General features: G+C 43.2%; 9 protein-coding genes. 5 read left to right on the plus strand and 4 right to left on the minus strand.

Translation table 11 applies throughout. From position 1 onward, the window contains the following. Nucleotides 1-3: 3 nt before the first annotated feature. Both R8P61_29700 and R8P61_29705 read right to left on the minus strand, forming a co-directional pair. Complete coding sequence (locus R8P61_29700; GenBank protein ID MDW3651289.1) at nucleotides 4-729, minus strand: tetratricopeptide repeat protein; 726 nt, start codon at nucleotides 727-729, stop codon at nucleotides 4-6. Further along, a complete protein-coding gene (locus R8P61_29705; GenBank protein ID MDW3651290.1) occupies nucleotides 726-1286 on the minus strand; it encodes a sigma-70 family RNA polymerase sigma factor in 561 nt (186 codons plus the stop codon). Before R8P61_29705 ends, R8P61_29700 begins: the two co-directional genes overlap by 4 nt. 144 nt (nucleotides 1287-1430) lie before the next feature. Here R8P61_29705 and R8P61_29710 point away from each other — a divergent pair, with 144 nt between their 5' ends. The 3 genes from R8P61_29710 to R8P61_29720 are packed head-to-tail and all read left to right on the plus strand — an operon-like array spanning nucleotide 1431 to nucleotide 7021. Then, nucleotides 1431-2888, plus strand: a complete 1458-nt coding sequence (locus R8P61_29710; protein MDW3651291.1) for a hypothetical protein — start codon at nucleotides 1431-1433, stop codon at nucleotides 2886-2888. An 8-nt stretch (nucleotides 2889-2896) separates the two neighbouring features. Next, complete coding sequence (locus R8P61_29715; protein ID MDW3651292.1) at nucleotides 2897-3943, plus strand: T9SS type A sorting domain-containing protein; 1047 nt, start codon at nucleotides 2897-2899, stop codon at nucleotides 3941-3943. 48 nt (nucleotides 3944-3991) lie between these two features. Beyond that, complete coding sequence (locus tag R8P61_29720) at nucleotides 3992-7021, plus strand: CHAT domain-containing protein (protein ID MDW3651293.1); 3030 nt, start codon at nucleotides 3992-3994, stop codon at nucleotides 7019-7021. Nucleotides 7022-7188: 167 nt separating this feature from the next. Here the strand turns inward: R8P61_29720 and ggt are convergent, their stop codons facing one another. Continuing rightward, a complete protein-coding gene (gene ggt, locus R8P61_29725; protein MDW3651294.1) occupies nucleotides 7189-8895 on the minus strand; it encodes a gamma-glutamyltransferase in 1707 nt (568 codons plus the stop codon). Between the two features lie 352 nt (nucleotides 8896-9247). Here ggt and R8P61_29730 point away from each other — a divergent pair, with 352 nt between their 5' ends. Both R8P61_29730 and R8P61_29735 read left to right on the plus strand, forming a co-directional pair. Continuing rightward, nucleotides 9248-11404 (plus strand): MAC/perforin domain-containing protein, encoded by a 2157-nt coding sequence (locus R8P61_29730; GenBank protein ID MDW3651295.1) that lies wholly within the window; start codon nucleotides 9248-9250, stop codon nucleotides 11402-11404. Between the two features lie 385 nt (nucleotides 11405-11789). Next, nucleotides 11790-12932: an alpha/beta hydrolase-fold protein gene (locus tag R8P61_29735; protein MDW3651296.1), complete on the plus strand. Its 1143-nt coding sequence runs from the start codon at nucleotides 11790-11792 to the stop codon at nucleotides 12930-12932. A gap of 86 nt (nucleotides 12933-13018) precedes the next feature. On the opposite strand, the gene R8P61_29740 is transcribed toward R8P61_29735, so the two are convergent. After that, on the minus strand, nucleotides 13019-14425 hold the full coding sequence (locus R8P61_29740) for an aminotransferase class V-fold PLP-dependent enzyme (protein ID MDW3651297.1): 1407 nt from the start codon (nucleotides 14423-14425) through the stop codon (nucleotides 13019-13021). Between the last annotated feature and the right edge of the window lie 123 nt (nucleotides 14426-14548).

Genomic DNA, 14548 nt, shown 5'->3' on the forward strand with positions numbered 1-14548 from the left:
GCCTCAAATCGCCTCCAGGAGCTCCAGGGCCTTGTTCTTGTAAGTTCTGCTCTCTGTTGTAAGCATTCCCAATATCTCTTTTGCTTGCTCTGTATTTCCTTGTTTCAGATAAGCCAGGGCAAGCTTCCACTGGGCTTGAAGATAAAAGCTGCTATCTTCTCCGATCTGCTGTAAAACATCCATGGCAGCTTCGTCATTTCCGTTTTTGAGTTGAGCAATGCCCAGATGCAAACGGGCGTAGGGCTTTCGGTCAAAATTTTCCTCTTCTAACAATCCCTCTAAAATTGGGATAGCTGCTTCATACTGTTCCTCATTGTACAGACCATTAGCAATCAGGAAAAGAGAATCGCTATCGCTATTTCCTCTTTCCAAAGAAAGGGGATCAAACTGCTCATAGGAAGCATATAATTCTGAAGGATTGAGGGAGGGAGCTTTATCTTGAAACAAAAAGAAGATTAGCAGAAGAGTGATCACGGCTGCAGCCACTAGATAGGCCCTTTTCCAGAGAGGTTTTAGCTTTTTGGGGTTTGATTGATATTGCTGACGAAAGGATGCTTTCAGTTCCTGTTGTCCGAGGGCTTCAATGGCATCCTGAGCCGTTTGAAAAAGTTCCACTTGCTCTGCAAAAGCAGGATCACTTTTGTAGAGCGCCAGAAATTCTTCAAGCTCTTTGCCTGAAAGGCTGCCGGCATGGTATGCCTCAATTCGTGCTAATTCTTCCTGACTCAAATCTTTTTGCCTTTAAGTAACTTCATCAATTTCTCCATGCATCGATAGCGCAAACTTCCAGCAGTATTGGCATTCTTAACCCCTGCTCTTTCTGCAATTTCCTTCATATCCTCATAGCCCCAGAAATAGCGATCCATCAATATTTGCTTGCAGGGTTCTCCCAATTGATCAATATAAGCGATCAAGGCATCAAAGCGTTCTCCGGTGATCAGACTTTGCTCAATACTAGGCGCTTTATCTGATAAATCGGGCAGTTTCTCTGCAGCAATTACTCTATTAGTCGATTTTTTTCGGATACAATCAATGCACCGACGGCTAAAAATGGAATGAAGGTAGGTGGAAAGCTTGCTATCGCCTCTAAATCTGTCCAGTAAAACCTGTTTCCGTAAAGCCAAAATAGCATCCGAAAAAGCATCAAGCGCCTCATCCTCAGAAAGTTGATGCTTGAGCATGGCCCCACGCACCCAGCCCTGATGTCTGGAAAACAACAGATGTAGACTTTTTTCTTGCCTTGAGCCTCCGCTACGGATTGACTGGATGATTTCCCCGTCTGTCATAAGTCTTGAATTTACACAGGGTGCACTATTTTTAAAATTTTTTCTTTTGGCTGTTGATTGAGCTGAGGATGCAGACGACTCAACATTATAGAAACGATTAGCTCCCCCTTATTCCACCGTTCAACCATTTTAATCTGTAAAACAATGCTTAGAATTATTACCGTTCTCGCCTTGCTCTTTAATCTTGCCTGGGGAAATAACATCCAGATCGAAAATGTCAGTCTGGTAGACCAGAATATGAGTGATGATTATTACTTTGTAGAATTTGACCTGAGTTGGGAAAATTCCTGGCGCACTTCAACCTTCGAAAGCAACTATGATGCAGCCTGGGTGTTTGTGAAGTTTACCCCTAAGAATCAGCAATTATGGGAGCACGCGACCTTACATTATGTCAATGGGACCAATGATGGACATCTGGCTCCTTCCGGTGCGACTATCAATACGACTTCAGATGGCGTAGGAATATTTATTTACCGCGATAGTGATGGGATCGGAAATGTAAATTATCAGAATGTTCGCCTTCGCTGGGATTATGGAGCCGATGGGGTAGCTGATGATGAGGTTTTGGAAATATCAGTGTTTGCAGTAGAAATGGTCTATGTTCCACAAGGAGCCTTTTATGCTGGAGACGGTCAGCAGGACTTTGGACAATTGGAGGCAGGAAATAGTGGACAACCTTTCCTTATTACCTCAGAAGCAGCTTTAACCCTTGGAGGTACCAATGTGAATAATTTGAGCAATAACAATACGATCAATATGCTCAATGATGATGATTTTGATTATTCCACTACCCGGACCTTGCCTGCAGATTTCCCCAAAGGATATGACGCTTTCTACTGCATGAAATATGAAGGCTCCCAACAGCAATACGCGGACTTTTTGGCCCATATTACCACTGATCAAAGAAATACTAATGACGGCCCCCTCTACGTAAATGCGGTAAATGTATTTCCGATAGAGGATGGGAATCACTATGCAATCGCCGAACATCCCTGGAGAGCCATGGATTACCTTAGTTGGGCAAATATTGCTGCTTTTCTCGATTGGTCAGGTTTGAGGCCTTTGAGTGAATTGGAATATGAAAAAGCCTGTCGGGGTCCAGAAAATCCGGTAAACAATGAGCTAGCCTGGGGAGATGATTCCTGGTATATAGAAGGCTTGTACACTTTGCAAAACGCTGGTACTGCAAATGAGACGATTGTGGGTCTTGGGGAAAATGTAGGGAATGCAAATACCCTTTCCATTTATTCTGGTGCAGATGCACCTATGCGTTGTGGAATCTTTGCCGCAAGTGCGATCAATAAAACCCGCAAAGAAACCGGAGCGACTTATTGGGGGATCATGGAAATGAGTGGAAACTGCTATGAAGCAGTTATTTCTGTCGGGAATTCTCAAACCCGTGACTTCTCCGGGAGGCATGGAGATGGCAATATCACATCGACGGGAAATGCAAGTTTTGTCCTGCTTACAGACTGGGCATTTGTCAATACCGTAGGGGTAGGATTCAGAACCTCTGAAATCAGTACACGCTACCAGGCCAATTACAATGATCCCGATCGAGCAAAATGGATAGGTATCCGTGGGGTAAGAACAGCTGAATGATAATCGGGATGAAATACAGGTGGATAAAGATCTGGCTATTGGGCAGCCTGATGGCCGGATCAACTCTCCTGGGACAAAACAATCCTATTTTTAATGGGGGAGATTCCCAGGGATACGACCAGGCCCGAATTAGTCAGAACAATAATAATCTGATTTTTGCGGGAGGAGAAGAAGATGGTTTTGCTCGGATGCGCTTTGCTCAGGCATCCAATAATCGAATATTTGCAGGAGGTTTGGGGCAAGGCTATGTAAGCCATTATTACTTGCAGGCAAGCAATAACCAAATCTTTAGTGGAGGCGAAGATGATGGAGTGGCTAGTCTTCGCTTAGCGATGAATAGCAATAATTCCATTTTTACCGGAGGAAGTGGGCAAGGATATATTTGGGAGGGATTTACACAAAGTAGTAACAACAGCATTTTCGGAGGAGGAAATGAAGACGGTTATAGCCACGTCCGGATCGAAGGGCTTCCTGCCGCTTTGAATCCCATTTTCCCGATAGAGTTACTTAGTTTTGATGCATGGGCAGAAGGAGACTACGTCCAAATTGAATGGCAGACTGCATCTGAAGTCAACCATGATTATTTTCAAATAGAACGAAGCCAGGATTTGGTGCTGGCGGAAAGTATTGGCCTTGTGCCCGGTAAAGGAGGACCGCAGGAGATTAGTTCCTACGAACTAAAAGATCCTGAGCCTTTGTTTGGCTCATCTTTCTATCGTCTGCAAAGCGTGGATAAAAATGGAGAGTTTGAATTTTCTGCCTGGGTAGAGGTTTATTTTGAACGAACAGAAAATATGTTGGTCAGCCTTTTTCCCAACCCAACTCGCTACCAATTGAACATTTCGATTAGTCAAATGCAAGAGGGGAAATATGAATGGGCTGTGTTTGATCTCATGGGAAGACCTATGGGAATAAAGAAAAAATTTGAAGCCATAGATGGAGAGTTTCGGAGCAGTTTATCCCTGGGAGAACTACCTTCTGCCATCTATGTATTGAGATTGCTGGATATAGCTTCTGGAAAAAGCTATGCGTTCCGCATAAAAGTCATGCGATAAAGCTGTAAATTCTAAGGGCTGGTTCGTTTTGATCTATATATGGGAAATATGTCTGAGCTCTCGAGAACTTTTATCCTGTTTTACTTGCTCTTCTTTTCTTCTCTTTTTATTGGGGGAATATATGCTCAATCAGCAGATACCACCCTTGCCCGGAATTATCAACGTAAGGGACAAGAATTTGCGCGTCTGGCAAATTATGATAGCTCCCTTTTTTATATAGAGAAAGCACACAGACTCTTCAAGGAAGCTGGGCGGACATCCGTTTACCTGTATTTACAAGTCTATCAGGCGGAGGTTCTGAATAGTGCAGGCGAAAGAGATAAATCCTTGCAGTTGCTCCTGGAGACACTGAAAACTTGTGAAAAAGAGCTGCCTGCAGATGCATATCCGATCAGTGAGGTTCATAATCAACTTTCCATTCTTTACTATACTCAGGGAGATCGGGAGAAATGTTACTTCCACATCGAAAAAGCCTATGAGATAGAAGGGGGAAAGGAAAAACCGGCCAAGCCTTTGATAAATATACTCGTCAATAAGGCTAACTATGATTTTAAGTACGGTTATTTCAAAGCTTCCATCCCTCTATATGAAGAAGCCTTAAGATTGTATGAGAAATTGGAGCTGGATGATCTGGGTATGCTGACGAGAATTTATGGCAATTTGGGAAATGTGTATGAGCGCATAGGGGAACAAAAACGAGCAGAAGCCCTTTTACTCAAGGGCCTGGAGATCAAGGAATCCGTTCTGCCGCCCGGCCATCCTTCCATTGCGATTAGCCTCATGAATCTCGCCAATACCCAAAGAGGTATGGGGGATTTGCAAAAGGGATTGGAAACGCAACAAAGAGCTCGAAAAATCATGTTGGACTATCCCAAGGCTCAACAAAGAAACCTGGCCTTTCTGGATGCTAATATGGCCATGAGCTATGCGTCTTTAGGCAAGTTCGATCAGGCAGAATCTCTGGCTCAGGAAGCAATAGAAATAGCAGAATCTTTATATCCTTCAACTCATCCGATGATCACCCAAATATCCATGCGCATGGCTCATATTTTTGGCTACCGCAGTAAGGAAAAGGAATTTGAGATGTATCAAACGGTACTTGCCAGGATCGATGAGAAAACGGCTCCTTTTATTAAGATTCGGGCCCTGGAAAATATCGGAACCAATCTCTATCAGCAAAAGCAATATACAGCTGCTTTGAAATACCTCGACCAGGCCGAAGCTTTACTGTATCAGGAGAAAGGGGTTGAGGAAGCAGGAAGAGAAGCTTTTAACAAGATAGATGATAAGGAACAGCTTTTTTGGATCCTCTGGGGAAAGGCTTTTTCTTTTAGAGCCTTAGCCCGGGAAGGGGAAGAGAAAGAAGCAAATCTGAAAAAGGCACAGCAATACTATAATCAGGTCATTGAAATGCTGAACCTCACTTATGAGGACCTTCGATACGAAGCATCACGCAAAGCCTTTTTATCCGGATATATCAAAGAAGTAATTGAAGAAGCAATTTGGGTGGAGGCTGAACTTCATACCCTCAATCCCGCTTTAGGTTCATTGGAACATAGCTTTTCCCTGGCAGAAAATCGGAAATCTACCTATTTGCTGGAGTCCATTCGTAATACCGACCCGGAAAGATTTGCCGGCATACCCGCTGCGATTCTGGAAAGAGAAAAACAAATCCTCTCGGATCTGGAAAAGTTGGGAGGGGAAATTCAGGCTACCTTAGCTTCCGGGGATAGTAGTAAAAGGCAAAATTTACTGGCAGAGGAAAGGCAGTTGACGGGTTCTTATGATTCTCTGGTTCGACTAATTGAAACAGAGTATGCAGATTATTACCGCATCAAGTACAAACAGGAAAGTATTTCTCTCAAAAGCTTGCAAAATAATCTCAAGGAAGGGAGCCTTTTGTTGGAATATTATGAAGGGGCGGAGCATCTCTTCCTCATTGCAATCGATAAGCAGAGCTTTAATTTTTACTCACTGGAAAGAAGTTCGGAAACGGATTCTCTGCTTGATGTATTTCTGACCTTAAATAGCAATAGGGAAAAGATAGAAGCTTTGGGTTCAGGAGAGGATGCGATCAAATCATATGTATCTCAGGCCAAAAAACTCTATAATCTTTTGCTGAAAGAGGCTCTGGAGGGGAAAGAATACCAGGAGCTTATTATCGTTCCGGATGGTAAGTTATCTTATTTGTCTTTTGATCTGCTTTTGTCCGAGGAAATGGAGGCGAAAAACTGGAGAGACCTGGATTATTTATATCATAGCTATCGGATTCAATATGCATATTCGGCCACTGTACGCTATATGAGATCAAAATCAACGAATAGGGCAAATGACCTATTTGCAGGTTTCGCTCCAAAATACGGCTCAGAATTATTTTCTGAGGCTCGGGATTTAAAACGGATGTACCAGGATCGGGTAGTGGGGGAGCTGAGGTTTAGCCAGGATGAAGTAGCGAGTATTGCAGATTATTATGGGGGAAACACCTTTCTGGGAAATGCGGCAACCGAAGGGGCATTTAAACGAAGGGCCAAAGACTACCAGGTACTTCATCTGGCTATGCATGCATTTGTCAATGATGAGGAAGCCATGTACAGTGGGCTTTTATTTGCACCTCCCGGGGACCAGGATAGTTTGGAAGACGGATTCCTCCATGCTTTTGAGATTTACAACCTTGACCTGGATGCAGAACTAGTGATTCTATCCGCCTGTAATACAGGACAAGGACAATATCAGCAAGGAGAAGGAGTCGTGAGCCTTGCACGAGCTTTTGCATATTCAGGTTGCCCAAATATCCTGATGTCTCTTTGGCAGGCAGATGATGCTGCTACCCGACAACTTATGCAAGCCTATCATAAGGAATTAGCGGCAGGCAAAGGTAAAGTTGAAGCTTTACAAATTGCTCGGGATTTCTATCTGGAAAACTCGGATTTGACCCATCCTTATTATTGGGGTGCTTTTGCATTGATCGGGGATGATACCCCTTTGGAAAAAGGAGTTTTTCCCTGGGGATGGGTATTATTGGGAGTTGTGATAATTGGGGGTGGTTTATTTTGGAGAAGGCAAAAGATGTTAGCTTAAAGTAGACGCAAAAAATCCTGTGTCTTCCCGAGTCCCGTCGAAGAATCTAAGCTTTACCCAAGCGCCTATCCTATATCTTTTCAGGGATGAGGAAAGGAGATAGGGGGAGAATGAGGCCCTTAGTTCCGCTCAGGATGACAGGATTCCTTTAGATGATATGTTGTGTATTAATATCCCTTGGTTCTGGCATCAGGCCTGCGAGGGTCTGATGCGCCATATAGCAAGCCATCCTTGATCATGATCGACTGCGTACTTCCCATAGCATTGCGTTCGGTCATCTTATGTCCCAAAGCTTCGAGAATCGCGCGCGTATCTGCATTTAGATTTTTTTCTATATACAGGATATCCGGAAACCATTGATGATGGATACGGGGAGCATGTGTAGCCTCCGCAACGTTCATCTCATGCACGAGGCTATTGAGGATGACCTGTAATACGGTCGTGATAATACGGCTTCCCCCAGGGCTTCCTGTAACCAAAAAGGGCTTTCCATCCCTGAATACAATGCTAGGTGTCATAGAACTCAAGGGTCTTTTCCCCGGCTCTACTTTATTTGATTCTCCCCCGATCAAACCAAAGGCATCTGGTGAACCGGGCTTGGCAGCAAAATCACTCATTTCATTATTCAGCAAAATGCCAGTTCCTTTAGCCACCGCTCCATTTCCAAAACTAAAATTGAGGGTATAGGTATTGCTGACCACATTGCCATATTTATCTACGACAGAAAAATGCGTAGTCTCCTCGCTTTCATAATCCGTAGGATTCCCAGGCATAATCTCAGTCGAAGGACGGGCTCTTTCCGGATCAATACCTGTTCGCAGATGATCCGCATAGGACTTGTCCAGCAGTTCCGCGACAGGTACATTCCAAAATAAGGGATCACCCAGGTGCTTGCTTCTATCGGCATAGGCGAGCTTCATCGCTTCTGTCATCATATGGATACTCGCTGCAGAATTGTGCCCTGATTCTTTGAGGGGATATTTTTCGAGTATGTTGAGGATTTGTAGGAGGTGAACGCCTCCGGAACTCGGAGGAGGCATAGAGGCGACTTGGTAGCCGTGAAATTCTCCCCAAATCACATCCATGAATTGAGGGCTGTAATCGGCCATGTCTTCCATGCTGATCAAGCCTCCATTAGCCTGCATATCAGCTACGATCAATTCTGCAATTGGACCTTCGTAAAAAGCTTTGGCTCCCTGTTTGGCAATCAACTTGAGACTTTTCGCCAAATCTGCCTGCACCAACAAATCTCCCGATTCATAATATCCTTGCTTTCCTCTATAGAAAATCTTTTCTGATTCCGGCCATTTTCTGATTCTGCCTTCCAGTGCCTTTAATACCCGTTCCAGATCATAGGTTACTGCAAAGCCTTTTTTCGCCAATCGGATAGCAGGCGCTAATACTTCTTTGGGACTCATCGTACCATATTTCTCCAATGCGAAGAGAAGACCTGATACGGTTCCCGGTACTCCGCTTGACTGATAGCTGGAGTTGATGAGGGCTCGATCTATTTCTCCATCTTTCCCCAAATACATATCTCGACTGGCTTTTCCCGGAGCTCTTTCCCGATAATTGATGGCTTTGGTTTCTCCACTATTCGCTTCATGCACCAGCATAAAACCACCACCACCCAAATTTCCTGCTCTGGGAAGAACAACTGCGAGCGCAAATCCCACCCCTACAGCCGCATCTACGGCATTTCCTCCCTGCTCCAGAATCTCTATACCTACTTGTGTAGCAAGAGGATGCTGACTGGCTACCATGCCATTTTTTGCAACAATGGGATGATGTAGGGCTTTAGAGGAAAAGATGGGAGACTGAGCCCTGAGAGAAAAATTCAGGACAAGTGTTACGATAAGAAGGATCCGCAGCATAGTAGTTTTTTAGGCTAAATGATTAAGTACAGAAAGATACCGATAGAATTTCAATCGGGACAAATAGTGGGTGAAAATTGATTGCAAAACCTACTAACTAGCAGAAATTTCCTCTGAGCAGTCTTATTCTTTCTACCAAAGTAGCCAGCGGCCCCTTTTCATACTTTGCATGAGAAATAGGCGTATTTGCAGGCATAAAATCAACCTCCGCGAAATATTTTTTGTGATCCTTTTCCCTCGAATAAAATTGGATGCAAGGAAACTGAAACACTTCCCTGGTCAAGCAAGAAGCATGCGTTTTCAGAACTGATAAGAAGGCAGGCATTCAATCACACAATTTACCCTCACTCTTATGTCAAATACAGATTCAACAAACAATTCGACAAGTGATTCAAGCGTAGTCCGTTATTGGATTCCCGGTTTGGATGTATTGGGAAAAGGCTATGACGTTTTTGGTCGTTATGCACATCCGTCAGCTGTGTACAATGCACAGATTTTCTCAAATTTCACCCAATTAGCTGGGACTCCTTATCCGGCAGAGGTATCCGGGAACAACTATGATGTACCCGAGCAAATTATGATTTTAGAAGAACATACTTCGGAAGAAAGCTATACGGAGGGAGCTTCTATTTCAGAATTTCAATCGGCCCTGGACCTGAAAGTGAAAATGGAAGGCAAATACAAGTACTACTCGGGAGAAGCAAAATTTGGCTTTCACCAAAGCAAACAGGTCAGTAAAGAATACTACTATACCAGTTTTTCAGCTTTGGCCAGGGCCTATAGACTTTCTCTTCCTGTAAATTCTGAATTGCGGAGCATGCTTGATCCCGATTTTGCACATGAATTAAATAAAGGAGGCAATGACGCAGTTTCTATAGATGCCTTTTTTGCTAAGTATGGAACCCATTTTCTTGCCGAAGTAGTCCTGGGAGGGAAGAATACCTATTATGCTACGGTAGATAAATCTTCCATAAATTCCAGTTTGAGCGTAGAGGCTTCTGTCAAAGCCAGTTACAATAACATAGTTTCAAGCGCAAAGGTATCGGTAGATAGTTCGTACTACAGCGATTCCAGTGTTGCTTCGACGCATTCTGAGACAGGTATAGAAACCATTGGTGGAGATGAAACAAAAGCGCCCCTCATGCTGACGGATACCGATGCCTATGAGGAATGGTTGGAAACCATAGCAGATGATCCCGCCCTGGTGGATTTTACTAAAAATTCTCTTCGGACGGTTTGGGACCTTATCGATCTGAGTCAGGATGATGCGGAGGGGACTTTGGCCGAAAGAAAAGCAAAATTAGAACAGCGGTTTAATGAAATTTCAGGGAAAAGCAATGCTACTCTGACTCGAGGAACCGTTAAGCATGGAGAGGCTATCTATCCTCCATTTGGAGAGCTTGAAAATTGGAACCTTTTCATTTCTCCTGCGATTATTGGGATGAGTGAAGGAAGTAATGAAAGCGATGCTGATAATGCCTTACTTGAATTTGACTATGGGGTAGACAGAAGCTATCCGGATCATTGGCAGGTGAAAGCAAAATACCGATACCGCACGGCAAAAGGAGATAAAAATAAGATCAAATGGTATTATGATGGCGTAGCGAATTATATCCTGGTTCCCAAATCGATCTATGAACACCTGAGTCTGACCTATAATACATACGATTCTGCATCAGGCATCCTTTCCTGGACAGAAACCACTGAAGATGATGAAACCATTATCACCGACAAATATCAGTTTAGTGAGGATAATCACACAATTACGGGAATTGAAAATGAGGAAGAGTTCTATGAAAATGTATACCTGAGTGGGGATGTATTCTACCAATACAAGAAAGTCTCCCAATTGGTGGAAGTTGAGCAGGACGAAAGCCCTTACTTGAACCCTCCAGATACCCTAAACGAATGGAATCGAATCTTTGCCCCCGTGAAATTCAGGTTTACAGAGGGGGGCGATAAAGACGAAGATAATGCATTGATAAAATGGGATTTTTATGAATTCACAATCCCCGGAAGTTTACAGATCTTTCAACAAGTAAACAGCAATTGTACCTACAGAAGAAGTAATAGTGCAGACAAGGTAGAAACGAAGAAAGTCGCCTATCAAATTCTTTGGGTCCTTGCGGATTATTCCTACTGGACAGGTGCTTATGGAAACCAGGATTTGCAATTGCCTCCCAGTGACCAGAAAATCGATGATTGGGAATTGATAGTCAGTCCGATAAGCATGGGGAATCAGGATGAAAAAGAGGATGATGAACTCAAAAACTCTTCACTCCTTCAAACCCAATGCGTCATCACGCAGGGAGAATCTTACTGGAATGTCGATGGTTCGTACTTATGGGTCGATAAGCAAGGAGATGCGTCTACGATAAGTCGAGAAAGTTCCCAAATGGAGTGCATGTTTATTCACAGCAGTATACTGGAAAACATTGAGCTGCCGGAAGAAATTGTGGTCGCTCAAGAGGAAGTCGAAAGTGAAACCGAAGAAGCGGTTGTTGCATAGAATGCTCCTTCAAAAGCTGGAATTCAGCATGTTTCGCTTGTGTCAATATCTGTGTGCAAGAAAAGAAAGGTGCTGAATTCCACTTTTTATACTAAGCCTGAAAAATAAACAGCTCTGCCTGCTTAAAGCTGAGATCAAATTTATTTGAACATTTATAGAAGAAATGGATGGATTCGTGCTATTAAATCTGCCCTTCGCGAACTTTGTTTTGTATTTCGTAGGATGCAGGGCTTTTTGACAAAGGCATTGATATGTTTGAGTACCAGAATCTGTGAAAATAATATTCCCTAAAATGAAAAATTTAATCTTATTACTAGTTGGGGTCTTGTGCTATTCCTACAGTTTTCCTCAATCGAAGGAAATCGTACTAGGAAAAGTTGAGTCCTTGAATTCTACAATATTGGACGAAGAAAGAAAGCTCTGGATCTATGTTCCTGAGGGAAATGACCAAAGTGTTTTTACCAAAGAAAGGTATCCAGTAGTCTACTTATTGGATGGCGATGGACACTTTTTCTCAGTAGCAGGAATGCTTAGACAGCTAAGTACTACCAATGGAAATACCGTTTTGCCTAAAATGATTGTAGTAGGCATCCCCAATACCAATCGGACGAGAGATTTAACTCCCACTAAACCTGAGCCTGGAGATGACCCCTTTATGAATCCAGCCATGCTGGCACATGCAGGGGGAGGAGGAAAATTCCTGTCTTTTCTGGAGCAAGAATTAATTCCCTACATCGATGAAAATTATCCTACTGAGCCGTACAAAATACTCATAGGGCATTCATTTGGTGGACTGGCAGTCATGAATATCCTGCAAAATTCTCCAGAACTATTTAATGCCTATGTATCTATAGATCCTTCTATGTCCTGGCATAAGCAAAAACTGCTTCAGGAAATAAAGCAAAATGATTTTGGGGATGCTTATAGAAATCGGAGTTTGTTCATGGGCTTTGCAAATACCATGACTGATGGCATGGATACAGCGACTGTGAAAGATGATAAATCTCCCATGACCTATCATATCCGTTCCATACTCGAACTCAATTCATATCTCAATGCAAATAAGAGGCAGCTGGATTACAAAGGAGTATACTATGCCGATGATGACCATGGTTCTGTACCGCTGATTACCGAGTACGAAGCCTTCCGCTATATTTTCAAGGGGCATGGTCTGACACTGAAGCCTCAGGATGTTATGGATCCCAATAGCGATTTGGCAGGAAAGTTCAAGAATCACTATAGCAAACTCAGTGACAAGTTTGGCTACGAGAAAAAGCCTGGAGAAGCTTACCTCAATATGATGGGATATCAACTCATGAGCATGAAAATGTACGATAAATCAGAGGCGCTTTTTAAGTTGAATATTCATTATTACCCCAATAGTTTCAATGTCTACGATTCATTAGGGGACTTATATGTTGCTAAAGGAGAAAAGGGAAAAGCCATAGAAAATTTTAAAAAGGCTCTTTCGATCAATAGTGAATCCAAAGCTTCTCAGGAAAAGTTGGAAAAACTTGAGAGCGAGTAAAATGGATTTTTAAAAAATCGAAGAAAGATATTTTTGGTAAACGTTACGGGAGGTCGGCTGTCAAAGGCTTGCTTCCCGTTTATCATTCAGCCAACATTATTACTTTTTAGCTGTTCTAAAGCAGCTGCAAATGATTTCACCGATCGATCTACATCCTCTTCCGTAGTTGCCCAGGAACAAACACTGATGCGGATGATTCTCTTTCCATTCCAGCTTGATCCTCCTACCCAGCATTCCCTCATTTCCTGAACCTTAGCGATAACGGCATCTGTCATTGCATCATTTTCGCAAGCAATCATTACTTGATTAAATACCACTTCATTCAAGACCTCAAAGCCCTCGATCTGACTAAGTCCTTCGGCAAATTGCTGGGCTCTTTCGTACATACCGTACACCATTTCATCTATACCTGCTTTCCCCAGGTACCTCATCACTGCCCAAAGTTCTATAATCCTTGCTCGCCGAGACATTTCCGGCGTATAGAACATCCCATCTCTTTCCTCACTCAAAATGATATAGCCTGCCGTCATGTGCAAAGCAGAAACCAGGGCTTCTTTATCCGCGCAAATAACAATTCCACTATCATAAGGCGTATTCAGGGTTTTGTGCCCATCTACAGCCCAGGAAGTGGCCAGATTCATGCCCTGGGTCAAATGACCTAGCTTTTCCACAGCAACTGCCCACAAACCAAAAGCACCATCTATATGTACCCAGGCATCCGCCGATTGTGCTTTTTTACAGGCAGCTTCCAAAGGATCAAAGGAACCGCTATTCACATTGCCGGCTTGTAGAATGAGGATTGTATGCGCATCCAGTTCCGGCATTTTTTCTGCTATCATTCTTCCCTGTTCATCAACTTCTACCCATTCGATGTTTTGCTTGCCTAATCCCAAAATAGAAATGGCTTTCAAAACAGTCGAGTGAGCATGCTTGCCCGTTACGATTCGTATGGGAGGAGCGCTGTGCAAGCCTTGTTCATTGATGTCCCAGCCTTGTTTTTGCAGGATACGATAACGAGCGGCTGCCAGCCCACAGAGGTTTGCCATAGAAGTTCCACTGACAAAGCCAGCCACGGTATTTTGGGGAAGATTAAAAAGTTCCTTCAACCATCCTTCTACCACAGCTTCAAGTTTGGATACAATAGGCGAAATGACGTGCATGGCCGTATTCTGATCCCAAAAGGTGCCAAGCATTTTGGCTGCCTGACCTACAGGAACCGAACTCCCATTAACAAAGCCATGATAACGTCCGCCAATTTGTGCCATAGTAGCGGGCGCTCCATACGTATGGAGTTGCTTCAAAACTTCTGAAGCATTTCCAGATTTCTGAGGAAGGCTTTCTTCAAAATGAGTGAGATCTGCTAGGGCTTCTTCACTGGGATAGATATTTCTATCATAAACCTCATCGATGTATTGAAAGGCATATTGAAGGGCTTCTTCGAATATCTTTTTCTCCTGCATTTCGGAGAACATATTGGCTTGCGTTTGATTCATTTGTTGATGAATTATTTCTTAGGTCAAATGTACTGAGCGCTTTCGAGAATCTTTTCAGTTTTTTAGTCAGCATTTCAAGCCGGTCGATCCGCATTCCAGCATTTTTAACTCTTATAGAAGAAT

The sequence above is a fragment of the Bacteroidia bacterium genome, assembly GCA_033391075.1.
In the GTDB taxonomy this organism is placed as follows: domain Bacteria; phylum Bacteroidota; class Bacteroidia; order J057; family J057; genus JAWPMV01.

Excerpts from the sequence above, each read along its gene's own strand:
- R8P61_29705 (MDW3651290.1), bottom strand. The coding sequence starts at position 1,286 with ATGACAGACGGGGAAATCATCCAGTCAATCCGTAGCGGAGGCTCAAGG.
- R8P61_29710 (MDW3651291.1), top strand. The coding sequence starts at position 1,431 with ATGCTTAGAATTATTACCGTTCTCGCCTTGCTCTTTAATCTTGCCTGG.
- R8P61_29715 (MDW3651292.1), top strand. The coding sequence starts at position 2,897 with ATGAAATACAGGTGGATAAAGATCTGGCTATTGGGCAGCCTGATGGCC.
- R8P61_29720 (MDW3651293.1), top strand. The coding sequence starts at position 3,992 with ATGTCTGAGCTCTCGAGAACTTTTATCCTGTTTTACTTGCTCTTCTTT.
- ggt (MDW3651294.1), bottom strand. The coding sequence starts at position 8,895 with ATGCTGCGGATCCTTCTTATCGTAACACTTGTCCTGAATTTTTCTCTC.
- R8P61_29730 (MDW3651295.1), top strand. The coding sequence starts at position 9,248 with ATGTCAAATACAGATTCAACAAACAATTCGACAAGTGATTCAAGCGTA.
- R8P61_29740 (MDW3651297.1), bottom strand. The coding sequence starts at position 14,425 with ATGAATCAAACGCAAGCCAATATGTTCTCCGAAATGCAGGAGAAAAAG.